The sequence below is a fragment of the Curtobacterium sp. MCBD17_030 genome, assembly GCF_003224255.1.
In the GTDB taxonomy this organism is placed as follows: Bacteria; Actinomycetota; Actinomycetes; order Actinomycetales; family Microbacteriaceae; genus Curtobacterium.
Genome location: NZ_QKLI01000010.1, coordinates 84,300 through 107,751, shown reverse-complemented (window position 1 = coordinate 107,751; position 23,452 = coordinate 84,300). Strand labels below are relative to the sequence as shown.

The 23,452-nt window shown below is 71.2% G+C and carries 23 protein-coding genes; 16 read left to right on the top strand and 7 right to left on the bottom strand.

What is annotated here, in order from left to right; translation table 11 throughout:
• The first annotated feature begins 57 nt into the window (after positions 1-57).
• From DEI89_RS10685 to DEI89_RS10675, 3 genes are read left to right on the top strand one after another with little or no spacing between them, the layout of a single operon-like run.
• On the top strand, positions 58-1,656 hold the full coding sequence (locus tag DEI89_RS10685) for a sensor histidine kinase (RefSeq protein WP_110904026.1): 1,599 nt from the start codon (positions 58-60) through the stop codon (positions 1,654-1,656).
• A gap of 30 nt (positions 1,657-1,686) precedes the next feature.
• A complete protein-coding gene (locus tag DEI89_RS10680) occupies positions 1,687-2,349 on the top strand; it encodes a response regulator transcription factor (protein ID WP_110904025.1) in 663 nt (220 codons plus the stop codon).
• The gene (locus DEI89_RS10675; RefSeq protein ID WP_110904024.1) at positions 2,346-3,197 is read left to right on the top strand and encodes a DMT family transporter; all 852 of its coding nucleotides are present in this window, start codon (positions 2,346-2,348) and stop codon (positions 3,195-3,197) included. Before DEI89_RS10680 ends, DEI89_RS10675 begins: the two co-directional genes overlap by 4 nt.
• 32 nt (positions 3,198-3,229) lie before the next feature.
• Here the strand turns inward: DEI89_RS10675 and DEI89_RS17685 are convergent, their stop codons facing one another.
• The 3 genes from DEI89_RS17685 to DEI89_RS10665 all read right to left on the bottom strand — a co-directional run bounded on the left by DEI89_RS17685 (position 3,230) and on the right by DEI89_RS10665 (position 5,081).
• Positions 3,230-3,382 (bottom strand): hypothetical protein, encoded by a 153-nt coding sequence (locus DEI89_RS17685; protein ID WP_181421596.1) that lies wholly within the window; start codon positions 3,380-3,382, stop codon positions 3,230-3,232.
• A 108-nt stretch (positions 3,383-3,490) separates the two neighbouring features.
• Positions 3,491-3,814, bottom strand: a complete 324-nt coding sequence (locus DEI89_RS10670) for a hypothetical protein (protein WP_146236751.1) — start codon at positions 3,812-3,814, stop codon at positions 3,491-3,493.
• Between the two features lie 235 nt (positions 3,815-4,049).
• Positions 4,050-5,081 (bottom strand): LacI family DNA-binding transcriptional regulator, encoded by a 1,032-nt coding sequence (locus DEI89_RS10665; RefSeq protein WP_110904022.1) that lies wholly within the window; start codon positions 5,079-5,081, stop codon positions 4,050-4,052.
• Positions 5,082-5,183: 102 nt separating this feature from the next.
• Here DEI89_RS10665 and DEI89_RS10660 point away from each other — a divergent pair, with 102 nt between their 5' ends.
• The 9 genes from DEI89_RS10660 (at position 5,184) to DEI89_RS10620 (ending at position 18,753) form a co-directional block, all read left to right on the top strand.
• Positions 5,184-6,479: a sugar ABC transporter substrate-binding protein gene (locus tag DEI89_RS10660; protein ID WP_110904021.1), complete on the top strand. Its 1,296-nt coding sequence runs from the start codon at positions 5,184-5,186 to the stop codon at positions 6,477-6,479.
• 36 nt (positions 6,480-6,515) lie between these two features.
• Positions 6,516-7,394, top strand: a complete 879-nt coding sequence (locus DEI89_RS10655; protein WP_110904020.1) for a carbohydrate ABC transporter permease — start codon at positions 6,516-6,518, stop codon at positions 7,392-7,394.
• Positions 7,391-8,419, top strand: a complete 1,029-nt coding sequence (locus tag DEI89_RS10650) for a carbohydrate ABC transporter permease (protein WP_220034529.1) — start codon at positions 7,391-7,393, stop codon at positions 8,417-8,419. Before DEI89_RS10655 ends, DEI89_RS10650 begins: the two co-directional genes overlap by 4 nt.
• Positions 8,419-9,756 (top strand): cellulase family glycosylhydrolase, encoded by a 1,338-nt coding sequence (locus DEI89_RS10645; protein WP_110904019.1) that lies wholly within the window; start codon positions 8,419-8,421, stop codon positions 9,754-9,756. Before DEI89_RS10650 ends, DEI89_RS10645 begins: the two co-directional genes overlap by 1 nt.
• Before the next feature lie 93 nt (positions 9,757-9,849).
• Positions 9,850-12,885: a glycoside hydrolase family 38 C-terminal domain-containing protein gene (locus DEI89_RS10640; protein ID WP_110904018.1), complete on the top strand. Its 3,036-nt coding sequence runs from the start codon at positions 9,850-9,852 to the stop codon at positions 12,883-12,885.
• 124 nt (positions 12,886-13,009) lie between these two features.
• Positions 13,010-13,981: an endo-beta-N-acetylglucosaminidase H gene (locus tag DEI89_RS10635; RefSeq protein ID WP_110904017.1), complete on the top strand. Its 972-nt coding sequence runs from the start codon at positions 13,010-13,012 to the stop codon at positions 13,979-13,981.
• A 14-nt stretch (positions 13,982-13,995) separates the two neighbouring features.
• Entirely contained in the window at positions 13,996-17,229 is a 3,234-nt protein-coding gene (locus DEI89_RS10630) for a GH92 family glycosyl hydrolase (protein ID WP_110904016.1), read from the top strand.
• Between the two features lie 65 nt (positions 17,230-17,294).
• Positions 17,295-18,155 (top strand): alpha/beta fold hydrolase, encoded by an 861-nt coding sequence (locus DEI89_RS10625; protein ID WP_110904015.1) that lies wholly within the window; start codon positions 17,295-17,297, stop codon positions 18,153-18,155.
• Entirely contained in the window at positions 18,148-18,753 is a 606-nt protein-coding gene (locus DEI89_RS10620; protein ID WP_110904039.1) for a TetR/AcrR family transcriptional regulator, read from the top strand. The genes DEI89_RS10625 and DEI89_RS10620 overlap by 8 nt, the downstream gene beginning before the upstream one ends.
• 182 nt (positions 18,754-18,935) lie before the next feature.
• Here DEI89_RS10620 and DEI89_RS10615 read toward each other — a convergent pair whose 3' ends face one another.
• The 3 genes from DEI89_RS10615 to DEI89_RS10605 all read right to left on the bottom strand — a co-directional run bounded on the left by DEI89_RS10615 (position 18,936) and on the right by DEI89_RS10605 (position 20,846).
• Complete coding sequence (locus tag DEI89_RS10615; protein WP_181421595.1) at positions 18,936-19,694, bottom strand: SDR family NAD(P)-dependent oxidoreductase; 759 nt, start codon at positions 19,692-19,694, stop codon at positions 18,936-18,938.
• 80 nt (positions 19,695-19,774) lie between these two features.
• Complete coding sequence (locus DEI89_RS10610) at positions 19,775-20,440, bottom strand: CatA-like O-acetyltransferase (protein ID WP_110904013.1); 666 nt, start codon at positions 20,438-20,440, stop codon at positions 19,775-19,777.
• A 43-nt stretch (positions 20,441-20,483) separates the two neighbouring features.
• Positions 20,484-20,846, bottom strand: a complete 363-nt coding sequence (locus DEI89_RS10605; protein WP_258366537.1) for an HAD family hydrolase — start codon at positions 20,844-20,846, stop codon at positions 20,484-20,486.
• Between DEI89_RS10605 and DEI89_RS18090 the strand changes: the two genes are divergently transcribed.
• From DEI89_RS18090 to DEI89_RS10585, 4 genes are read left to right on the top strand one after another with little or no spacing between them, the layout of a single operon-like run.
• Positions 20,761-21,303, top strand: coding sequence for a GNAT family N-acetyltransferase (locus tag DEI89_RS18090; protein ID WP_110904011.1), 543 nt, complete (start codon positions 20,761-20,763; stop codon positions 21,301-21,303). The two genes, DEI89_RS10605 and DEI89_RS18090, sit on opposite strands and share 86 nt — an antisense overlap.
• A complete protein-coding gene (locus DEI89_RS10595; RefSeq protein WP_110904010.1) occupies positions 21,300-21,839 on the top strand; it encodes a GNAT family N-acetyltransferase in 540 nt (179 codons plus the stop codon). The genes DEI89_RS18090 and DEI89_RS10595 overlap by 4 nt, the downstream gene beginning before the upstream one ends.
• Positions 21,840-21,872: 33 nt before the next feature.
• Complete coding sequence (locus tag DEI89_RS10590) at positions 21,873-22,367, top strand: hypothetical protein (RefSeq protein ID WP_110904009.1); 495 nt, start codon at positions 21,873-21,875, stop codon at positions 22,365-22,367.
• Positions 22,368-22,399: 32 nt separating this feature from the next.
• Positions 22,400-22,681, top strand: a complete 282-nt coding sequence (locus tag DEI89_RS10585) for a transcriptional regulator (RefSeq protein ID WP_110904038.1) — start codon at positions 22,400-22,402, stop codon at positions 22,679-22,681.
• Between the two features lie 63 nt (positions 22,682-22,744).
• Here the strand turns inward: DEI89_RS10585 and DEI89_RS10580 are convergent, their stop codons facing one another.
• Positions 22,745-23,410 (bottom strand): hypothetical protein, encoded by a 666-nt coding sequence (locus DEI89_RS10580; protein ID WP_258368844.1) that lies wholly within the window; start codon positions 23,408-23,410, stop codon positions 22,745-22,747.
• Positions 23,411-23,452 lie beyond the last annotated feature (42 nt).

Here is a 23,452-nt window from a genome sequence, read left to right as displayed (position 1 = left end):
AGATGTGTATAAGAGACAGGGATGGGACCGGGCCCGCTCCTGGGCGAGGCTCGATGCATGACCGACACCGACCGGCTCGACCTGGCCCGCACCGTCCCCCTGGACGACGCGGTGACCTCGCCCCCCGACCATGCCGAGACCGTTCCGCTGAACACCACGACACCGGAAGCGACCGCCCCGATGCCCTCCGCCCCTGCACCCGGCCCGGACGGGCCTCCCGGCGCCTGGGACGCGACCCCGCCGGTGACCACCCCGCAGCCGCCGAAGCCGACGGCGTCGACGGGCGGCGGTCGCGGTCCGGATGCCCCGATCCGCTCCGGCAGCGGTGGCAGCGGTGGGCGACCGAGCGCCGGCGCCTTCTACCGGGAGGCCTGGCGTCGGTCGCCGCGGGACTTCGGCTACATGGCCCTCACCGCGGTGCTCCTCTGCACGCTGTACTTCGCGTTCCCCGCGATCCTGGGCATCGGCGGCCTCGGGTCCCGTGACGTGTTCAACCCGTTCACGCTGCTGCTGTTCTTCGTGGCACTGTTCGTCGCCCGCTGGCTCGGACAGTTCGAGAAGCTGCGGATGAGCTGGGCCGACCCACGGCCGATCCGTCCGGTGGACTGGACGCCGAAGTGGCAGCAGAACTGGTGGACGCGCACCGGGTCGGCGGTCGCGAACCCGCACTACTGGCTGTACCTGCTGCACGCGGTCGTCGTCTACCCGCTGACCGCTGCCGTGACGGTCGGTGCCGGGCTGCTCCTGGCGGTCGGGTTCCTCTGGCCGGTCGTCGTCGTCCTGGTGTACGTCGTCGCCGGCCGGTACGTGCTCGACCCGAACGACATCGGCTCGGGTGCCGGGGTCGTCTTCCTCGGCCTCCTGTCGATGGCGGCGAGCGTGCTCCTGTTCCCGCTCTGGCTGCGCGGCTCCGTGCTCGCGCACTACTGGATCGACCACGGCCTGCTCGGTGGCTTCCGGGCCGAGGTGCTCGAGGAGCGGGTGGCGGGCCTCCAGGCCTCCCGTGCCGGCGCCGTGACCGCGGAGGGGCAGGCACTCCGCCAGATCGAACGCGACCTGCACGACGGCCCGCAGCAGCGACTGGTGCGTCTGCGGATGGACCTGGCCGCGGCCGAGCGGTCGTTCGAGAAGGACCCGGAGCGGGCCAAGCGGCTGATCGGTGAGGCGTCCGGCCACGCGCAGGACGCGCTCGACGAACTGCGGGCGCTGTCCCGCGGGTTCGCGCCGCCGATCCTGCTCGACCGTGGGCTGGTCGCGGCCCTCGAAGCGCTGTGCTCCCGTTCGCCGATCCCGGTCGGACTCGACATCCGCCTTCCCGACGGGCTCGAACTCGCGACCGAGATCCAGCGGAACGTGTACTTCACCGTCAGCGAGCTGCTGACGAACACCGCCAAGCACGCCGGCGCCTCGGCGGCCGGGGTGTACCTCGGGCTGCTGGTCGACACGGCCGGCACCTGGTTCCTCACGGTCAGCGTGACGGACGACGGCCGCGGCGGGGCGAGCCCGCGCGAAGGGCACGGCATCGAGGGGCTGATGGGCCGGATGCGCGCCCTGGACGGTGAACTGACGGTGTCCAGCCCGCTCGGCGGACCGACGGAGGCGACCGCCCGGATCCCGCTCGGTGCGCTCAACGGTGTCCCCACGCCCCGCACGTGAGCAGGTGCGCGTCGCCGCTAGGCTGAGCGCATGACCGACGGCCCGGATGCAGCACGCATCCGGGCCGTCGTCGTCGACGACGCCGTCCTGCTCCGCGAGGGCCTGGCCCGCGTGCTCGACGAGGCCGGCATCGACGTCGTCGGCCAGTTCGGCGATCCGGCGTCGTTCCTCGCCGCACTGCCCGCGCTGACCCCGGACGTCGTCGTGATGGACGTGCGGATGCCGCCGACCTTCACCGACGAGGGTGTCCGCGCAGCTGTCCAGGCGCGGCGGATCGCTCCCCGGACCGGCATCCTGCTGCTGTCCCAGTACGTCGAGGCCGCCTACGCCGAGGACGTCCTGGCCGCCGGCAGCGCCGGCATCGGCTACCTGCTGAAGGACCGCGTCACCCGGCTCGACGAGATCGACGACGCCGTCCGTCGGGTCGCATCGGGAGGCACGGTGCTGGACCCCGAGGTCGTCACGCAGCTGATGAGCCGCCGCCGCGACCCCCTGGCGGCGCTGACACCCCGGGAGCGCGAGGTCCTCGGCCTGATGGCCGAGGGTCGCACCAACGCCGCCATCGCCCGTGCACTCGTGATCGGCACCGGGGCGGTCGAGAAGCACGTGACGAGCATCTTCGGCAAGCTCGCGCTCGAGGACACCGGCGAGGACCACCGCCGCGTCCTGGCCGTCCTGGCCTACCTCGGATGAACCGCGTCCCGGCACCGCTGCTGGCACTCACCGCGATGCTGTCGGTGCAGATCGGCGCAGCGGTCGCGAAGACCCGCTTCGAGGAGGTCGGCTCGGTGGGCGCCGCCACCCTCCGGCTCGTCATCGCCGCGGTCGTCCTGGCGCTCGTCGTCCGCCCCCGGGTCCGGCACTGGACCCGAGCCCAGTGGCTCGCCGCGGTCCTGCTCGGCCTGGCGCTCGGCGGCATGAACCTGTTCATCTACGTGGCGTTCGCGACGATCCCGATCGGCGTCGCCGTGACGATCGAGTTCCTCGGCCCGCTGACGCTCTCGCTCGCGCACACCCGGCGCTGGCGGGATGCCGGCTGGGCGGCGCTGGCGCTCGTGGGCGTGGTGCTGCTCGGCGTCGGACCGTCCGCGGTCGGCGACGTCGGGGGAGTCGTGGCCGCCGTCCTCGCCGCCGGGTGCTGGGCCGCGTACATCGTGATGAACCGCCGGGTCGGTGCGGCGATCCCGGGCATCGACGGGCTGGCCGTGTCCATGCTCGTCGCGATGGTGGTGGCGCTGCCGTTCGGACTCCGGCCCGCGGTCCAGGGTGTCGTGGCCGACCCGCTGTTGCTCGTCGTGTTCGGCGTCGTGGCGCTGCTCTCGAGTGTGCTGCCGTACGCGCTCGAGATGTCCGCGCTCCGCCGGATGCCGACGCGGGTGTTCGGTGTGCTGCAGAGCCTGGGCCCGGCGATCGCGGCGCTCGCCGGCCTGGTCGTCCTCGGCGAGGCCCTGTCGGTACTCGAGGTCGTCGCCCTCGTCTGCGTCACCGCGGCGAGCGCCGGGGTCACCCTGACGTCGCGGCGGGGTGCCGCGGCGGTCTGACGACGTCCGGCTGTCCGCCGGAGGAGGGCCGACTACTCGGCGCGCAGGAAGTCGGCGTAGGTGGGCTCGGACTGGGCGCCCGACAGGAGCGAGGGGTCGTTGACACGTCGGTCGACGTAGGCCTCGATGACCTCGGCGGGGGTGAGCACGTGGGCGACCCAGGACGGCACGTCGGTCTTCTCCACGGTGCCTCCTCTCGGTCTCCGGCGCAGATGTCTCGATCGTCGAGAATCTTCGTGAGCCGGTGTGTCACGAACGATCCTCGCCGGCGCGCATGAAGTCAACGCAGTGCGTCATGCGGACTCCGGGGAACGCGATCTCGCCGGTCGAGGATCTGATCGGCTGCCGCTCGTCGGCGCGTTTCCGGTCCGCGGATCGACCGCGCGGAGGGTGCGGTGCTTCACGGCCGATCGCCAGATCCAGGCGTCGGCCTGCTGTCCGAACTGCGCCCACTCGACCAGGACGGCGTCGCGCGTCCAGCTCCGTGCGAAGGCCTTCACCCGGACGTGGAAGGTCGGGAACTGCACCCACGCCCAGACCGGGATCGGGGTGACCGCGTGGCACACGTCGTCACCCCGGGCCTCCTCCGACAGGGAGAAGGCGCTGGGGCGTTCCACCTCCGGGTGCTCCGGGGGCTGCCACCGGTTCTCGCGACGCCGTCCCACCCTCGTATTCGAACGTGTGTTCGAACGCCCCGTCAAGTCCGGCGCGTGCTCCGGCGTGTCCGGCACGGCCCGGACGACCCGACCCAGACGCCAAAGCGACAGATGTGCGCCGGAACTCGGCGCGCATCTGTCGCTTTCGCGTCCAGGACGGCGCGGCCGGGCCACGCCGGGCTCGCGCGGGCCGAAGTCAGGGGGCGGCGCGCGCGGTGGACTCGCGCACGCTCAGCGTCAGCTCGGGCCCCGGGCGCGACGGGAGGGGCACCTCGGACTCGATCTGCTCGCGGAGCAGCACCGCGGCCCGCTGCCCGAGCTCGACGGTGTCCCGGGTGAGCGAGGTGATCGCCGGACGCACGAGCCGGATCATCGCCGAGTCGTCGAACGACACGATCGAGACGTCCTGCGGCACCCGCACGCCCATCTCGCTCGCGACGCCGAGCCCGGCGACGGCGAGCACGTCGTTGTCGAACACGATCGCCGTCGGTCGGGTCGCCCCGGAGAGCAGGCGGCGGGTGGCTGCGGCACCGGCCTCGGCGGAGTAGTCGGTCGGCACGGACTCCATGCGGTCGTCGACATCCGTCCCGGCGAACGCCCGCACCCGGTCGATCCGCAGTGCGGTGTGTTCGAACTCGGGCGGCCCGGAGACGTGCGCGATCCGCCGGTGCCCGAGGGCCCGCAGGTAGCGCAGGACCGTCTCGGTGGCATCCGAGTCGTCGATCCAGACGCTCGGGGCGGCGCCGGCAGGGGAGGGATGTGACCCGACGACGACCGACGGCATGCCCAGGTCGGCGAGCAGGCGCAGGCGTTCGTCGTCCCTCCGCGGGTCGATGACGATCACGCCGTCGACCCGGTGTCCGCGCCACCAGTCGCGGTAGGTCTCGAGCTCTTCGTCGGCGTCGCGGGCGACGAGCAGCGTCATGCCGATGTGGGTGCCGGTCAGGCCGAGCTGGATGCCGGAGATCAGGTCGCCGAAGAAGGACTCGGTGCCCAGGGTGCGGGCGGGGCGGTTCAGCACGAAGCCGATCGACCCGGCCTTCGCGCCGCCCAGGGCCCGCGCTGCGGTGTGCGGCTGCCAGTCCAGGTCACGGGCCACCTGACGGACCCGTTCCCGCGTCGTCTCGGAGACGCCGGGGCGGCCGTTGAGTGCGAACGAGACCGCGCTGATCGACACGCCCGCCCGTGCTGCGATGTCGGCGATCGTCGTTCGGCGTCCTGTGGCCACGGGCTTGACTATAGCGCTTTAGTCAGGCATCGTCGCCGTCACGCAGGGGTTCGGCGCACAAGGCTGAACCGGTTCAGTAGCTCGACGAAGGAGTCAGCAACGATGAGAAGCACCCACCGCACCACGTCGGGCCGAGTGGCCGCGATCCTCGCAGGCGCCGCAGTGACCGCCCTCGTCCTCACCGGTTGCTCGAGCGGCGGCACCGCCAGCACCGGCGGCGGTGACGGCGAGGTCAGCGGGTCGATCACCCTGCAGACCTGGGCCCTCACGCCGACCTACACGGACTACCTCAACGGGGTGGTCAAGGCGTTCGAGAAGAAGTACCCGGATGCGAAGGTCAAGCTCGTCGACCAGCCCGGCGACGGCTACGCGGACAAGGTGCTCAGCCAGGCCTCGTCGAACTCGCTCCCGGACGTCGTCAACCTGCCGCCGGACATCGCCCTGCCCCTCGCCAAGCGCGGCTTCCTGCAGGACGTGTCGAAGGACGACAGCAAGCTCTCGAGCACCTACGTCGAGGGCGCCCTCGCGGCGTACGACTACAAGGGCGTCGACGGCACGTTCGGCTACCCCTGGTACCTCAACACCGACATCGACTACTGGAACAAGACGATGTTCGAGAAGTGCGGTCTCGACCCGGCCAGCCCGCCGAAGACGACCGACGAGCTGTTCACGCAGGCCGAGACGATGCACCAGAAGTGCCCGGACGACTACCTGATGAGCCGCAAGCCCGGTCTGTCCGACTTCTCGCTCGCCGGCGTCAAGATCCTCAACGCCGACGGCACGAAGTTCACGTTCGCGAACTCCTCGAAGGCCGCCGACCTCATCACGAAGTACGCCAAGGCCTACAAGGAGGGCCTGATGCCGTCGTCGGTCCTCAACACCGACTACCTCGGCAACTCCACCCTGTTCACGCAGGGCAAGGTCGCCTGGACCACCGGTGGTGCGACCGCGATCAGTGACTTCGAGAAGAACAACCCGTCGCTCAAGGGCAACATCATCGTCTCGCCGGCGCTGGACAACCCGCCGCTCTACGTGCAGGGCCTCAGCGTCTCGGCGAAGAGCAAGCACATCGCCACGGCCGAAGCGCTCGCCGAGTTCATGACCAACGCGAAGAACCAGGAGGCGTTCGCGCACCTGGTGAACATCTTCCCGTCGACGAAGTCGTCGCAGTCCGACCCGTTCTTCTCGAAGGACGACGGCACCGTGCAGGCCAAGGCCCGTGTGCTCGCGAACGAGGCGCTGAAGACCGCGAAGAACCTCAACCCGGTCGAGGCGAACTCGGCGATGACCGACTTCCTCGACCAGCAGATCGCGCTGGCGATGAAGGGCGGCACCACCCCGGAGAAGGCGCTGCAGACCGCGCAGGACAAGATGAACACCCTGCTCGCCAACGGCTGACCCAGCTCGTCACGTCAAGGAAGAGGGAGGATCGTCATGCGTGCGAACCGCTGGTTCACGCCCTGGCTGCTGGTGCTGCCCGCACTGGTCTGGCTGCTCGCGTTCAGTCTCTGGCCGTCGATCAACACCGTGCGGCTGTCGTTCACGAACGCGAGCCCGCTCGGCGGGGTCAGCGCCTGGGTGGGGACGGCGAACTTCCGGACCCTGCTCGCGGACCCGCAGGTGTGGGAGGCGCTGCTCAACAGCGTCATCTACATGGCAGTCTGCCTGCCGCTGCTGACGGTCCTCCCGCTCCTGATGGCGGTGCTCGTCCAGCACAAGATGCCCGGCATCGCGTTCTTCCGGACCGCGTACTACACGCCGGTGATCGCGAGCGCGGTCGTCGTCGGGCTGATCTGGAACTGGATCCTCGACGACCGCGGTGTCGTCAACGAGATGGCGCAGTCGCTCGGCATCGTGCAGGGCGCGATCCCGTTCCTGACGGACCGGTGGCTCCTGCTGTTCAGCGCCATCAGCCTGACCGTGTGGAAGGGCCTCGGCTACTACATGATCATCTTCCTGGCCGCGCTCGGGAACGTCGGCAAGGACCTGCACGAAGCCGCCGCACTCGACGGTGCCGGCTCGGTCCGACGCTTCTGGTCGGTGACCATGCCCGGTGTCCGCGGCACGATGACCCTCGTCGGGATCCTCGTGTGCGTGAGTGCGCTCCGGGTGTTCAGTGAGCTCTACATCCTGACGAACGGGACGGGCGGCCCCGGCGGCCAGGACAACTCCCTCGTCATGCTCATCCAGCAGTACGCCCGCGGCTTCACCGGCAACCTCGGCTACGCGTCCGCCCTGAGCCTCCTGCTCTTCGCCGTGACGCTCATCCCGATGCTCGCCCTCGCCCGGATGAACAGCAAGGCGGACAAGTGACGAACACGACCGACACCAGCGAACCCGTCATCGGCGGCAACGCCGGCCTCGCCGCACCGACGCCCGACGTGGCCGGCGCGACGGGCGGCGGACCAGCCTCCCGAACGGACCGACGGGGCGGAACGGACGGACGGGGCGGAACGGACGGACGGGGCGGGACGGACGGGACCGGCAAGCGTCGCCGTCGTGCGGTCTGGGGCGTCATGTCCATCCGCGAGAAGGTGATCCGCTACGTCCTGCTCATCGTGGTGCTGTTCATCACGATCGGCCCGTTCCTCTGGCAGCTCTCCACCTCGCTCAAGGGCACCGGTGAGGACATCTACACGGCGAACCCGTCGTTCATCCCGTCGCAGCCGACGATCGGCAACTACCTGCGCGTCGCCGACGCGATCCCGGTCTTCGGCTACATCGGCAACTCGCTCATCGTCGCCGCGATCGACGTGATCGGGAACATCGTCTTCGCGACCCTCGCCGGGTTCGCCCTGGCACGGCTGCAGTGGCGCTTCCGCAAGGTCGTCCTCGGCCTGTTCCTCGCCACCCTGGTGCTGCCGGGCGAAGCGACGATCATCTCCCAGTTCGTCACCGTGAAGGACCTGGGTCTCGCCGACTCCCTGGTCGGCGTCGCCCTGCCCGGCATGATCGCCGCACTCAACGTGCTGCTCATGTTCAACGCGTTCCGGCAGGTACCCGAGGAGATCGACCAGGCCGCGGTGATGGACGGCGCGAACGCCATGCAGCGGCTCCGCTACATCTCGTTCCCGGCCGTGCAGGGGACCATCGCCGTCATCGCGATCTTCTCGTTCATCGGCGCGTGGGACGACTTCCTCTGGCCGCTCATCGTCCTGCAGTCGCCGGACAAGCTCACCCTGACGGTCGGTCTGCAGTACCTGCAGGGCACGTTCGCCACCGACCAGCGGATGATCGCGGCCGGCACGATGATCGCGTTCATCCCGATCGCGGTGATCTTCGCGCTCCTGCAGCGCTTCTTCTTCAAGGGCGTGGAAGAGGGCGGGGTGAAGGGCTGATGCGCTTCGGCGTCAACCACACGCCGTCGAACGGGTGGTTCCACTCGTGGCTCGACTTCTCGCCCTCGGACACCGCGCGGGACCTCGAGGCCATCGCGTCGCTCGGCGCCGACCACGTGCGGATCTTCCCGCTGTGGCCCGTCGTGCAGCCGAACCGGACGCTGATCCGCCCCTCGGCACTCGAGGACGTCGCCACCGTCGTCGACATCGCCGGCTCGTTCGGGCTCGACGTCAACGTCGACGCCCTGCAGGGTCACCTGTCCAGCTTCGACTTCGTGCCGTCCTGGCTGGACAGCTGGCACCGCCGGAACATGTTCACCGACCCGGACGTCGTCGCCTCGACCGCCGCGTACGTCCGGGCGCTCGCCGCCGCGGTCGCAGACCGGCCGAACCTGCTCGGCGTCACCATCGGCAACGAGGTCAACCAGTTCGCGCACGCCCCGCACCCCGCACCGTTCGCGACGACCGCCGAGCAGGGACACGCCTGGGCAGCGGCGATGGTCGACGCGGCGAGGGCCGGGCTCGGTGACGGCCGGGAGGCCCGTGGCGCGTCCGTCCCGTCGGCCCGGCGACCGCTGGTCACCTTGGCCCAGTACGACGCCGCCTGGTACGACGACGCCCAGCCGTTCGGCCCCGAGCACGCCGCCGAGCACGGTGACGCGACCGTCACGCACTCGTGGGTGTTCAACGGCGCAGCGCGCCTGCACGGTGCCCTCGGTGCCGGCTCGGTCCGGCACGGGGAGTACCTGCTCCAACTCGCCGCCGCCTGGAACGGTCGCGCAGACCGGCCGAACTGGTTGCAGGAGGTCGGCGCACCGACGAACGTGGTGGACGTGGCCGACGCCCCGACCTTCACCGAGCAGACCATCCGGCACGCCCTCGACGTGCAGGAGCTGTCCGGGATCACGTGGTGGTGCTCGCACGACGTCTCCCGCTCGCTCGCCGACTTCCCGGAGCTCGAGTACGACCTCGGCCTGCTGACGAACGACGGCCGCGTGAAGCCGACGGGGGAGCGGTTCCGCGAGATGGCGCTGACGTTCGGTGACGGCCGCTACGACGCACCCACCCCGCCGGCCACCGCGCTCGTCCTCGACGACGTCGCTCCCGACGGGGCGCCGCTGCACGGCACCCGCGCCGACTCGGCCCCCGGCGGCCGGTTCGCCGTCGCCTGGCTCGCGATCGCCGAGCAGGACGGACGCGGGCCCCAGGTGGTGCTGCGCTCCCGGCTCGCCGACACCGCGCTGCTCGCAGCCCGCGGCATCCGTACCTGCGTCGACGTGCCCGCGGGCACCACGGCGACCGCGCTCTCGGTCGCGCACCCGGCGACCATGCCCTGACCGACCGCACGACCGACCGCACGACCGACCGCCTGACCGACTGCACGACGAACACCACCGACCCGACGACCACCGCCGTCCCCGGAAGGACCCATGCACGACGACATCCCGCTCACCATCGGCCGCGCACGCCGCGTGCTCGACGAGCGCATCCTGCCCGAGGTGCACGCCACCGCCGTCCCGCTCGACACCGCCTGGCACGAGCTGCCCGGCGAGCCGATCGCCCCCGCCGAGGGACTCGCGCTCACCTTCGAGCCGTACGAGGTCGGCACCCCCTGGGGAGCAGCCTGGGGCACCACCTGGTTCCGCCTCTCCGGGACCGTCCCCGCCGGGTGGGCCGGGCAGCGCGTCGAGGCGCTCATCGACCTCGGGTTCGACAAGAACATGCCGGGTTTCCAGTGCGAGGGACTCGTCTACCTGTCCGACGGCACACCGGTGAAGTCGATCAACCCGCGCAACCAGTGGGTCCTCATCGCCGAGCAGGCCGTCGGTGGCGAGACCGTCGAGTTCTTCGTCGAGGCGGCGTCGAACCCGGTGCTGCTCGACTACCACCCCTTCCTGGTCACGCAGGAGGGCGACGTCCGGACCTCGTCCCCGAAGCGGCTGTACACGTCGCGCCGGATGGACCTCGCCGTGTTCGCGGCCGAGGTGCACGAGCTCGCACTCGACATCGACGTCCTGCTCGAACTGCAGGAGGAGCTGCCGCAGGGCCCGCGCCGGATGCGGATCCTGCAGGCGCTCGACGACGCCCTCGACGCGCTCGACCTGCAGCACATCCCGGAGACCGCCCCCGCCGCCCGTGCGGCGCTCGCCGAGGTGCTCGCCGCACCCGCCGAGGCCTCCGCGCACCGGATCTCCGCCGTCGGCCACGCCCACATCGACTCCGCCTGGCTCTGGCCGGTGCGCGAGACGATCCGGAAGGTCGCCCGCACCACGTCGAGCATGACCGAGCTCATCGGCCAGACGGACGACTTCCTCTACGGCATGTCCAGCGCCCAGCAGTACGCCTGGATCAAGGAGCACCGCCCCGAGGTCTACGCGAAGGTCAAGGACGCCGTCGCCGCCGGCCGGTTCCTGCCCCTCGGCGGGATGTGGGTCGAGTCCGACACGGTGATGCCGACGGGCGAGAGCATCGTTCGTCAGTTCTCCCAGGGCCAGCGGTTCTTCGAGCGCGAGTTCGGCATCCGACCGAAGGGCGTGTGGCTGCCAGACAGCTTCGGCTACTCGCCGGCGCTCCCGCAGCTGATGCGTCGCGCCGGGTTCGAGTGGTTCTTCACGCAGAAGATCTCGTGGAACCAGGTGAACAAGTTCCCGCACCACACGTTCCTGTGGGAGGGCATCGACGGGTCGCGGGTCTTCTCGCACTTCCCGTCGATGGACACGTACAACTCGCGGCTCTCCGGGTCCGAAGTGGCGAAGGCCGCCCGGCAGTTCCGCGAGAACCGTCTGGCCACCGGCTCGATCGCCCCGGTCGGCTGGGGCGACGGCGGCGGCGGCACGACCCGTGAGATGACCGGCACGGCCGCACGCCTGGCCGACCTGGAGGGCAGCGCCCGCGTCACGTGGGAGCACCCCGACGCGTTCTTCGACCGGGCCAAGAGCGAGCTGGAGAACCCGCCCGTGTGGGTCGGCGAGCTCTACCTCGAGCTGCACCGCGCCACACTGACGAGCCAGCACCAGACCAAGCAGGGCAACCGCCGCAGCGAGCACCTGCTCGTCGAGGCCGAGCTGTGGTGCGCCACGGCCGCCGCCCGCACCGACTTCGCGTACCCGTACGACGAGCTCGACGCGCTCTGGCAGCAGGTCCTGCTCCAGCAGTTCCACGACATCCTGCCGGGCACCTCGATCGCGTGGGTGCACCGCGAGGCCGTCGAGCGGTACGCCGAGGTCGCCGACCGCCTGGAGGCCCTCATCGCCTCCGCCCTGTCGGCCCTCGCCGGTCCCGGGGACCGGACGATCGTCGTCAACCCGGCCCCGAGCCTCCAGAGCGGTGCCCTGGCGCAGAGCGCGGTCCTGACCACCGACGTGGCGGCGACGACCGCCGTCACCCTCACCGAGGCCGACGGCGGGATCGTGCTCACCAACGAACTGGTCCGGGTCGTCGTCGACGGCCGCGGCCTCGTCACCAGTGCGGTCGACCTGACCACCGGACGCGACGCGATCGCCCCCGGCCAGGTCGCGAACCTGCTGCAGCTGCACCAGGACTTCCCGAACATGTGGGACGCGTGGGACGTGGACCGGTACTACCGGAACCGCGTCGAGGACCTGGTCGACGTGACCGGCCTCCGTGCCTCGGTCGACGCCGACGGGACCGCCCGGGTGACGGTGTCGCGGGCGTTCAGCGAGTCCACCGTGACGCAGGAGATCACGCTCGCACCGGGCGCACGCACCCTGGAGTTCGCCCAGGTCACCGACTGGCACGAGACCGAGAAGTTCCTCAAGGTGGCGTTCCCGCTCGACGTCCGCGCCGAGCACACCATCGCCGAGACGCAGTTCGGCGCGCAGAAGCGGGTGACGCACACGAACACCTCGTGGGAGGCCGCGAAGTTCGAGACGTCCATGCACCGCTACGTTCTCGTCGAGGAGCCCGGATTCGGCGTCGCGCTCGTGAACGACTCGATCCACGGGTTCGACGTCACACGCGACTCGGTCGACGGCCACGTCACCACGACGCTCCGGCTCTCGCTGCTGCGGGCACCGCGGTTCCCGGACCCGGAGACCGACCAGGGCGTGCAGACGCACCGGTACGGGATCGTCATCGGGACGGACATCGTCGGCGCGACCGCGGCCGGCACGGCGATGAACACCGCCGTCCGGACGGTCACCGGTGCGCACGGCTTCGACTCGCTCGTGCAGGCCTCCGGCGACGTGGTGGTCTCGGCCGTCAAGCTCGCCGACGACCGCTCCGGCGACCTGGTCGTCCGGGTCTACGAGCCGGGTGGACGCCGCGGGACGGGCGGCCTGGCGGTCGACGGACCCTTCGACGAGCCGGTCGAGGTCACGTTGCTCGAGGAGATCGACCCGGCACTGCCGGGCGTCGCCGCGATCACCGACGGGGTGGCGGCCTTCCCGGTCGACGCGTTCGAGGTCCGCACGTTCCGCTTCCCGCGACGGGGTGCAGCGCACTGACCGTGGCCGGATGAGACCCCCGCCGCCGGGACTTCGGGTGTCCCGGCGGCGGGTCCCACGGCCGATCGGTCGTGGACCCGCGGCGGCACCTCGTCGCCGCGGACACCACTCGAAGAGGAGTGACATGCAGAAGTCCATGAAGATCGGGATCGTGGCGGCGCTGGTCGCCATGGTGGCGGCGCCGATGGTGCCCGCCGCCGCATCAGCCGCGCCGGGCGGGCCGGCAGCCGCGTCGCACGGCCAGGGGCACGGAAACGGCCACGGCCACGGCCACGGGCGGCCGGGACACTCCGCCCCGACGAAGTCCGGGCCGACGAGCATCGCGTACGTCGAGGTGAACAACGACGAACTCCGGAACGTCGGTCGGTACACGCTCGAGAACGGTGCGAACGCCTTCGACGTGGCGATCATCTTCGCCGCGAACATCAACCGCGACGCGGACGGCGACGCGGTCCTGTACGCCAACGAGAACGTGCAGCGAACGCTGGACCAGGCTGCGACGCAGATCCGGCCCCTGCAGGCCAAAGGCATCAAGGTGACGCTCTCCGTGCTCGGCAACCACCAGGGCACCGGGCTCGCGAACTTCACCTCCAAGGCCGACGCCCGCGACTTCGCGGCGCAGGTGTCCGCGACGGTCAAGCAGTACGGCCTGGACGGCGTGGACCTGGACGACGAGTACTCGGACTACGGCGTGGACGGCACACCGCAGCCGAACGACCAGTCGATCGGCTGGCTCGTCTCGGCGCTCCGCGCGGACATGCCCGGCAAGATCATCTCCTTCTACGACATCGGCCCGTCGTCGACGTCGCTGCAGCAGGAGAAGCCGTCGATCGGCAAGAAGCTCGACTACGCGTGGAACCCCTACTACGGCACCTACACGGCGCCGCAGATCCCGGGTGTGCCGAAGTCGAAGCTCTCGGCCGCCGCGGTCGACATCCAGAACACCCCGGTGGCCACGGCCGTCTCGTTCGCCGAGCGGACCAAGGCCGACGGGTACGGCGTCTACATGACGTACAACCTGCCGGACGGTGACGTCAGCCCCTACGTGTCGCAGTTCACGAAGGTGCTGTACGGCCAGTCGGCCGTCTACCGGTGACGGACGACTGATCGATGAGTGACGTGCGCCGTGGTGGCCCGACCGCAGTCGGACCGACAGCCGGCCCGACGACCGCGGTCGCGGCCCGGAACGGGGTCGGGTTCGTCTCGCAGGAGGCGACCCTGATCGAACAGACCGGCCCGGGGGCGACCGTGGTGGTCGTCCCCGGGCCGGCAGGTCAGGAGGTCGGACCCACCGACGTCCTGACCTGGGTCTGGTTCCCGGAACGGTCACTGCCCGACGGGCAGACCGAACCGGCCGAGCCGGACCTCGACGGGTTCTGGGCCGCCACGGCGTTCGCACTCGACATCGTCTTCACCGACGGCACCCGGCTCAGTGCCGGGTCCGGCACCGACTCCGCCCGCGACCAGTACGGAGACACCGTCACCCCGGAGGCGCAGGACGACGCCCGCAAGCAGTGGGTCGACCAGTGGAACCGGCGGACCGTCGACCTGTCGGCGCACGCCGGCCGCGTGGTGGACCGCCTGGAGGCCCGGCTCGGCCGGACGGACCAACCAGCGTCCGGCTCTGCTTCCGTCGGAGTCCCCGACGGCGTGGTCCGCACCGTCCGTGGCTGGCTCGACGACGTCCGGATCGAGCCAGCAGGGCCCGCCACCGGTGCCGTGCCCGCCGACGCCCGCCCGCTCGACCACGTCCGCACCACCCGCGGCACGCACTCGTCCGGCACGTTCTCCCGCGGCAACAACGCACCGCTCGTGGGGCTGCCGCACGGCGGGGTCTTCGGCCTGCCGATGACGAACGCCGCCGACAGCCGGTGGCCGTACGCCTATCAAGAGCACAACCGGCCGAGCGACAACCGGCCCGCGATCCAGGCGTTCGCCACCAGCCACCTGCCCTCACCGTGGATGGCCGACCGCGGGGTGTTCCAGGTCATGCCGTCCCCGCTCGCCGACCCCGACGTCGACCGGACCGCCCGTGCGCTCGGGTTCGACCACGTCGACGAGCTCGACGGCCCGCACCGCTACCGGGTCACGCTCGACGAGGGCGTCACCGCCGAGATGACCGCCGGTGAGTTCGCCCTGGCGTGGCGGTTCACCGGTGTCCGGAGCATCGTCCTCGACCACCACGGTGTGCTGCGTTCGTGCGAGGTCCGGATCGAGGACGGCACGGCGATCGTCGACGCTCTGCTCGACGACCGCGCCGAGACGCCACCGCACCACGTGCACCTGCGGATCGGGAACGCCGTCGCCTCGCACACGACGGTCGTCGACGGGCTGCTGCGCGGCTCGGTCGAGGTCGCCGGCGACAGCGACGTCCTGCTCGGCATCTCGACGGTGTCCGCCGAGGACGCCCGGGCGAACCTGGCGGCGGCGGGCGACTTCGACGCGATGCGCCGGCACGCCGAGGACCGGTGGGTCGCCGAGCTCGACACCCTGCAGGTCGAGGGCGCGACCGAGGACCAACTCGTGTCGATCTACTCCGGCCTGTACCGGGCGTTCCTCTACCCCACCCGCGCCGGCGAGACCGCCCTTGTCCACCAGGACGACCCGGCCGGCAGCCCGCGTCACCGGTCCCCGTACGGCGACGTCCTGTCCGAGCCGATCCGCGACCAGCCCGGACCCGAGGTCGTCGACGGACCGCTCACCACCACGAACGGGTTCTGGGACACCTACCGGACCGCCTGGCCGCTGCTGGCACTCCTCACCCCGGACACCGCGGCCGACCTGGCCGAGGGCGTCGTCGGCCACTTCACCGACGGTGGTTGGACCCCGCGCTGGAGTGCTCCCGGCGCCGAGGACGTGATGACCGGCACCACGAGCGACACCGTCTTCGCCGACCTCGTCGCGAAGGGCGTCGACGGGTTCGACCTCGAGCAGGCGTACCGGTCCGCGCTGCGGAACGCGACCGTCCCGGCGGGGGACCGGCGGGTCGGGCGGAAGGGGAGCCTCCCGGGCCTGTTCCGCGGGTACGTCGACACGGCGACTGGCGAGGGCATGTCGTGGACCCTGGACGCGGCCATCAACGACTGGGGTGTCGCCGTGCTGGCGGATGCCCTGGCCGACCGCGCGGTCGCGGCCGGTGACGACGTCGGCGCTGCCCGGTACCGCGCCGAGCACGAGTGGTTCGCGCGCCGTTCCCTGCAGTACCGGAACGTCTTCGACCGCGAGCGCGGGTTCTTCATCGGGCGGACGCCCGACGGCGCGTGGCGCGACGACTTCGACCCCGACGTGTGGGGCAGCGACTACACCGAGACCAACGCGTGGGGCACGATGTTCACCGCGCCGCACGACGGCGCCGGCGTCGTCGAGCTGCACGGCGGTCCGGCTGGCTTCGACGAGGCGTTCGCGCGGTTCTGGGCGCGACGGGAGACCGGTGGGACCGACCGTTCCGGCTCGTACGGGTTCGCGATCCACGAGATGACCGAGGCCCGCGACATCCGGATGGGCATGCTCGGACTGTCGAACCAGCCCGCGCACCACATCCCGTTCTTCCCCATGTTCGCCGGCCGGCACGACGACGCGCACCGCATCGTCCGGGAGTGCCTCGACCGGCTGTTCGTCGGCTCCGACCTCGGGCAGGGGTACCCCGGCGACGAGGACAACGGCGAGATGAGCGCCTGGTACGTCTTCGCGACCATCGGGCTGTACCCGCTGGCGCCGTCGACCGGGACCTACGTGATCGTGCCGCCGTCGGTCCGCCGGACCGTGCTGAACCGGGCGGGAGGATCGCCCACCGTCATCGAGACCACCGGCAGCGGGGCGTTCATCGCCTCCGTGACCGTCGACGGCGAGCCGTGGGAGTCGGTGAGCATCCCGCACGCTGTCGTGGTCGGTGCCTCGCGCATCGAGGTCGCGCTCACCGACACACCTCGAGGGTGGGCGGCGGACAGCCGGCCGGCTTCGGCCTCCGTGCTGCACGGGTACCGGGACACCCCCGACGACGTGCTGCCGGTCGGCGCGTCACCGCTCACCGACGACGCGGGAGCGACCGTCGTGGCGCTCGCGGCGGGGGAGTCCGTCGCGGTGCCGGTGACGGTCGAGGCCGTGTCGCTCGTCACGGTGACGGTCGCGGCCGCCGGTACCGCGTCGTGGCGGATCGTGCTGCGGGACGTCGACGGTACAGCGGTGCACGTGCTCGAGGGGCGGGACGAGGTGTTCGACTGGGCCGGGCAGACCCGGGTGTTCCCGTTCGTCGGCGGGGTCCACGGCGGGACCCTGACGTTCCACGCCCTGACGCCGATCACGCTGTCGCAGCTGCAGCTCATCGTCGCGGACGGCACTTCCTGACCGGCTGTTGACGTTCTTGGCTATGGGTGTTAGCTTTGGCTAACACTCGTAGCCAGGAGGCACACATGCTCGAACACATCGAACGTGACGGCGGCACCATCGCCATCGACGTCAGCGGTACCGGACCCCTCGTCGTCCTCGCCCACGGCATGGGCGACAGCCGGCACTCGTACCGGTTCCTCGTCCCCGAACTGGTCGCCGCCGGGTACCGGGTCGCGAACGTCGACATCCGCGGCTGCGGCGACTCGAGCACCGGTTGGGCCGGGTACTCCCGCGCCGACATCGCCGGGGACCTCGTCGCCGTCGTCCGGCACCTCGGTGGCCCGGCGGTCGTCGTCGGTCAGTCGATCAGTGGCGGTGCCGCGACGATCGCCGCCGCGGACGCCCCGGAGCTCATCACCGGCGTCGTGGAACTCGCCCCCTTCACCCGGGCGCAGTCGTTCGACCTCGGCGGGTTCCTCCGCAACCGGAACCACCACCGATCCGGCACCGTCCAGCTCCTCCGGGTCATGACGGCCGGCAGCCTGCCGGGCTGGCTCGCCTACCTGGACCTGGCCGTCGCCACCAAGCCCGCCGACTGGGCCACCGAACGCGGGCACATCGAGGACACCCTGCGGCAGCCCGAGCGGATGGCCGTCCTCAAGGCGATGACGAAGACCAACCCGGCCGACGCCGGCGCTCGACTTGCTGACGTCCGTTGCCCGGTGCTCGTCGTCCAGGGCGGTGCCGACCCGGACTGGGCCGACCCCGCAGCCGAGGGTCGCCGCATCCTCGGCGACCTGCCGACCGGCCTCGGCGAACTCGCCGTCATCGAGGGAGCCGGGCACTACCCGCACCGCGAGACCCCGGCCGAGGTCATGGACCTCCTGCTCCCGTTCCTCGGGCGGACGCTCACGGCGACCACCACGGGTGGCGACCGTGCCTAGAGCCGGACTCGACCCCGCGGTCGTCACCGAGGCCGCCGCGGTCCTCGCCGACGAGAACGGCCTGGCGCAGCTGAGCATGAGCACCGTCGCGGACCGGCTCGGCGTGAAGCCGCCGTCGCTCTACAAGCACGTGGCGGGCCTCCCGGACCTGACCCGGCGGATCGCAGCCCTCGCTGCCGCCGAGCTGACCGAGGCACTGACGGAGGCGACCCGGGGGAGCACCGGACGGGAGGCCCTGGCCGCCGCCGCGCGCACCGTCCGTCGGTACGTGCAGGAGCACCCGGGCCGCTACGCCGCCACCACCGGCAGCCGACCGGCGGACGCCGACGACCCGCTCGCCACGGCCCTCGATCGGTCGCTGTCGTCGTTCGTCACGGTCCTGCGGGACTACGGGCTCGACCCGGCCGACGAGGTGCACGCGCTCCGGATGCTCCGCAGCATGCTGCACGGCTTCGCCACCCTCGAGGTGTCCGGCGGGTTCCAGCTCGGCGCCGACGTGGACGAGAGCTTCACCTGGATGATCGACTTCCTCGACCAGGGGCTGCAGGCCCGGGCTGCGGGTGGGGACGGGCGTTCGGTCGTGCCCGATGGTCGTTAGGCGGCTCGAGGGGGACCAGGAGCGACACGACCAACACCGGGGGCGGCAGCGCGACCGCCGAGAGCACGAAGCTGCGCTTCACCGCGCACCGGCCTGGTCGACGCCTGGTTCGCCGCGCGGCGCCCGGAGGAGTGGGCGGAGTTCGTCCGACCCCGAGCCTGATCCGTCGGGGCTGACGGCCGTCACCGCCCACGCGCTGCCGACCACTCCGCGAACTCCGTCGCGACGATCCGTTCGTCGTGCAGGTCGGCCGCGTCGGCGGACGCCAACCACCGGATCGGTGCCCGCATGACGTCGGCGGGAAGCACCGCGAGGCTGCCGGGCCTCGCGGTGCCGTCGAGCATCCCGGTCGCCGTCGCACCGCCTGGCAGCAGGATGTTCGCCCGCACGGACGTGTCCGCGAGGTCCGCCGCCATGATCCGGGCGAGCGCCTCTGCTCCGGCTCGGGACGGGCCGTACGGGACGAACCCGCGTCGGTTCATCGTGCTGTGGTTCATGCTGACCGTGACGACGCGACCACCCCCGGCCTGGAGCATGCGCGGAACCACCGCCCGCGCGACGAGGAAGTAACCGGTCAGGTTCGTGTCGACCACGTCACGGAAGCCCGCGGGCGTGACGTCCCAGAAGCCTTGCGGAGTCGTCATGAAGTTCGGGTTGACTGTGCGCATCCCGATCCCGGCGTTGTTCACCAGCAGGTCGATCCCGCCGAGCGTGTCCCACGCAGCGGTGACGCCGGCGGTGACCGAGTCCTCGTTCCGGCTGTCCATCACGACGCCCAGTGTCTCGGGGCCCATGGCTGATGCAGCGTCGGCGACACGGTGTTCCGACCGGCTAGTGATGGCCACCCGGGCGCCAGCTTCGACGAGTCCCTCGGCCATGGCGCGGCCGAGTCCCGAGGTCCCGCCGGTGATGAGTGCGCGCACGCCGTGCAGGTCTTCCATCGATGCTCCGATCCTCGTCCTCGGGACTCTACGACGGCGTCCGGGAGGGAACGGACAGGTTCGACGTCAGACCTGTGAGGTCAACGAGCAGCTGCCTGCGTCCACTCCGGCGATGCCAACAGCACTTGCAACTCATTGACCAGTCGCGCCGTGTGGAATCCGTCCGCCGCCGCGTGGTGCACCTGGATCGCGACGGGCATCACCGTCCGGCCCGTCGTCTGCCGGTAGCGACCGAGTGTGATGATGGGGAGCAGGTGGTCGAACCCGCCGCCGATGTCGAGCGTGAACCCGGTGAACGACGCCCACGGGATGCTCGACACGTCGAAGGTGTTCGCCGGGGTGTCGGACTGCGGGAAGAGCGACGTCGCAGTGCGGTGTCGCTCGATGACCTCGACCGCTTCGCCGTGGAAGGTCGCGAAGTCGTCGCGGTGTGGTGTCCACACGCCGGCGAACGTCTCCCGCTCGGGGTTGAACACCGTGAACGCGGGGTGCACGACGTCCCACACCGCGGGAGCGCCGGTCGGGTGGAGCGCCATCCGGAACTCCTGGTGCCGGTTCACGATCGTCGACAGGGCCCAGGTCACCGCGACCGAGCTCTTGACCGCCGTCCCGCTGAGGGCCATCCGGAGTGCGGTCACGTCGACGTCGACCGTCATCGCGTACGTGCACGGGACGCGGTCGCGGTAGTGCTCGAAGTGCTCGCGCCGGGGCCAGGTGGCCAGGTCGATGGGACGGAGGATCTCCATGATTCGAGCGTAGGGCCGGTCCCGAACATCGCGCCCGAACGGGTCAGGAGAGTGCGCGGACGAGGTCCTGCAACGTGTCCAGCCACAGGTCCGGTCGGGCAGCCTCAGCGCGCGCGGCATGCATGTGTCCCCACGGTCCACGGCGGATGAACGCGGTCCGCATCCCGGCTGCCTTCGCCGGCAGGATGTCGTTGTCCAAGCGGTCGCCGACGTACAGGACCTCGGCGGCGCGGCACGCGGAGGCCGTGACGACCCGGGCGAAGAACTCCGGTGACGGCTTCACAACGCCCCAGGAGGCCGAGCCCGGTACCGTCACCGGCATGAGCGTCTCGTTCTCCGTCCGTCGAACCGTCGAGGACGACTGGCCGCTGGTGCGTGCGCTGCGGATCGAGAACGCGACGGACAACCCGATCTCGTACGGCGCGACGCTCGAGACGACCCTCGCGATGACGGAGGCCGACTGGCGACTGCGTGCGCGGCGTGGTCAGGCCGTCGAAGCGACCAGCCTCGCCGCCGTGGAGACCCACACCGGGCGGTGGATCGGCATGATGAGCGCGCAGAGCTGGGACGGCGACGGGACGGACCCTGTCCTCACCGGCGTCTTCGTCTCGCCGGACTTCCGAGGCCGGGGGAACGGGGTGGCCGATGCGTTGCTGGACGGCATCGTCCGGTGGGTGCACGAGCGAGGCGCTGGACGTCTCCGTTCGGACGTCCACGAGCACGCCGAGCCCGCGCGCCGCTTCTCCGCGCGTCATGGTTTCGTCCCCACCGGGCGGACACGTCCCGTCGGCTTCACCGCGGGGAACACGCTCGAACTCGCGCTGGCGCTCGACCGACCCGTGCTCGACGGACGCGCACGATGACCACGATCCGCCTGATCGAACCCGGCGACGGCCGCGCACTCTCCGACCTGCTCGTCCGCAACCGGGCGTTCCTCGCGCCGTGGAGCCCCATCCGCGCCGACGGGTACGAGACCGTCCCCGGTCAGCGGACGGACATCGACCTCGTGCTGGAGCAACACCGTCGCGGCGGGACCGTCCCGTTCGTGGTCCTCGACGATGACGGCCAGGTGGCAGGTCGTCTGACCCTCAGCGGCATCGTGCGCGGCTCGTTCCGGTCCTGCGCGATGGGGTACTGGTTGTCGGAGGACCGGACCGGCCGAGGCCTCGCGACCCACGCAGTCGCCGCGGCGCTCGGGCATGCGTTCGACGAGCTCGGCCTGCATCGCGTCCAGGCCGAGACCCTCGTCCACAACACCGCCTCGCAGCGGGTGCTGGCCCGCAACGGTCCCGTCCAGTACGGCCTCGCCCCGCGGTACCTCGAGATCGCGGGCCGGTGGCAGGACCACCGCATGTTCCAGCGGCTGCGTGACGATCCTCCGGTCCCGGTCGACCGTTGACTTTCCATGGCGGCAAATGATTGACTTGCCGACATGGAAAACGACCCGAGGAACAGCGCACCCGACGGCTCGGACCCGACCGACGCCCGACAGGCGCTCGCTGCGGTCGACGCGACCAGGGCCTCCGTCGCCGACCGTCTGGTGACCCCGTGGTGGTACCACCTGGCCCTGGGCCTGCTCGCCGGCGCCTACCTGGTCGGCTACGCGTTGGGCGACACCGTCGTCCGAGCGGCCGTGCTCGTCGTCTTCTTCGCCGGGATCCTCGCGCTCGTCTCGGCCTACCGCCGACTCACCGGTGTGTGGGTCTCCGGCCACCGAGCCGGAGCCGCGACCCGGTGGGCAGTGGCGATGGGCGTGTTCGATGTGGTCGCGGTCGTCGCCGCGATCTTCGTGCACGAGGCCACGGGCCTCCTCTGGCCGGTGTGGGTGCTGGCGGTGATGGTCGTCGTGGCGATGGTCGTGCTCGGACGTCGGTTCGACCGCCGGCTGCGGTCGGAGCTGCGGCAGGGCCGCGTGCAGGCCTCGTGACCGCCGCGCCGTCGACGGGTCGGGGGAGCGGCGTGAGCGGGAGGTTCGACGAGGTGGTGCACGCACCGAACCGTCTGCAGATCTGCGCGTTCCTCGATCCGCTCGACCAGGCCGAGTTCTCGGTGGTGCGCGACGTGCTCGGCGCGAGCGACTCGGTGACGAGCAAGCACGTCAAGGTGCTGCAGGACGCGGGGTACCTGACGGTGCGCAAGCCGACCGGCAAGGGGCGGGTCAAGACGTGGCTCGCACTCACCCCGGAGGGTCGCAGCGCCTACCACGGACATGTCGCCGCCTTGCGCGCACTGTTGGGCTGACGCCGGAGCGCTCGAGGGACCGCGGACGTGAGCCGATGCGGTCGTGGAGATCGGGACGGACGCTCAGGCGTGGGCGGCCAGGTGTGCGCCCCACACCGCGTAGGTGTCGCGGTACCGGTGTTCCTCCGCCTCCGGACGCCACACCGATCGCGTCAGCTCCTCCGGGAAGCCGACGACGCTGACGCGCGGGTGGTCCTCCGCCACCGCGCGAGACCGGAGGTTGAGCGCCTTCCCGTGCACGCCGGCGGCGGCCCGCGCGGGACGGGAGAGGCTGCCGGCGTTGTCGAGGGGCGGGATCTCACCGACGAGGACCCGGGCGGTGGGCGGGAGCACCTCGAGGAGTGCGGTGACGGTGTCCCGGAGGTGCTCCTCCCACGTCCTCGGAGGCATGACCCGCAGGGCGTCCGTGATGCCCACCATGACGACGGCGAGCTCGCACTCCTGCAGGTGTTCGCGGTGCGCGTGGACGATCGGGGGCAGCTGTCGGACGCTCGACGACGGTGCGCTCGCGATTGACCACGAGGTCCCTCGACCACATCGGCCTGCGCGCTTCCGGGCGAAGAACGCCGGGAGGGACAGCTCGTGGGTACGGACGCCGAGCGACAGTTCACCGCGCTCGCCGACGAACCAGACCCGGTCGACCGCCGACCCCGGGACGGTGCCGGCCGGGTCGTCGTCGGGGAACACGTCCCAGGCGGCGTCGGAACGGCGGAAGACGAACTCGCTCACGCGTCCGACGCGCGCCGGGATCATGAGGGCTGAACGGACCAT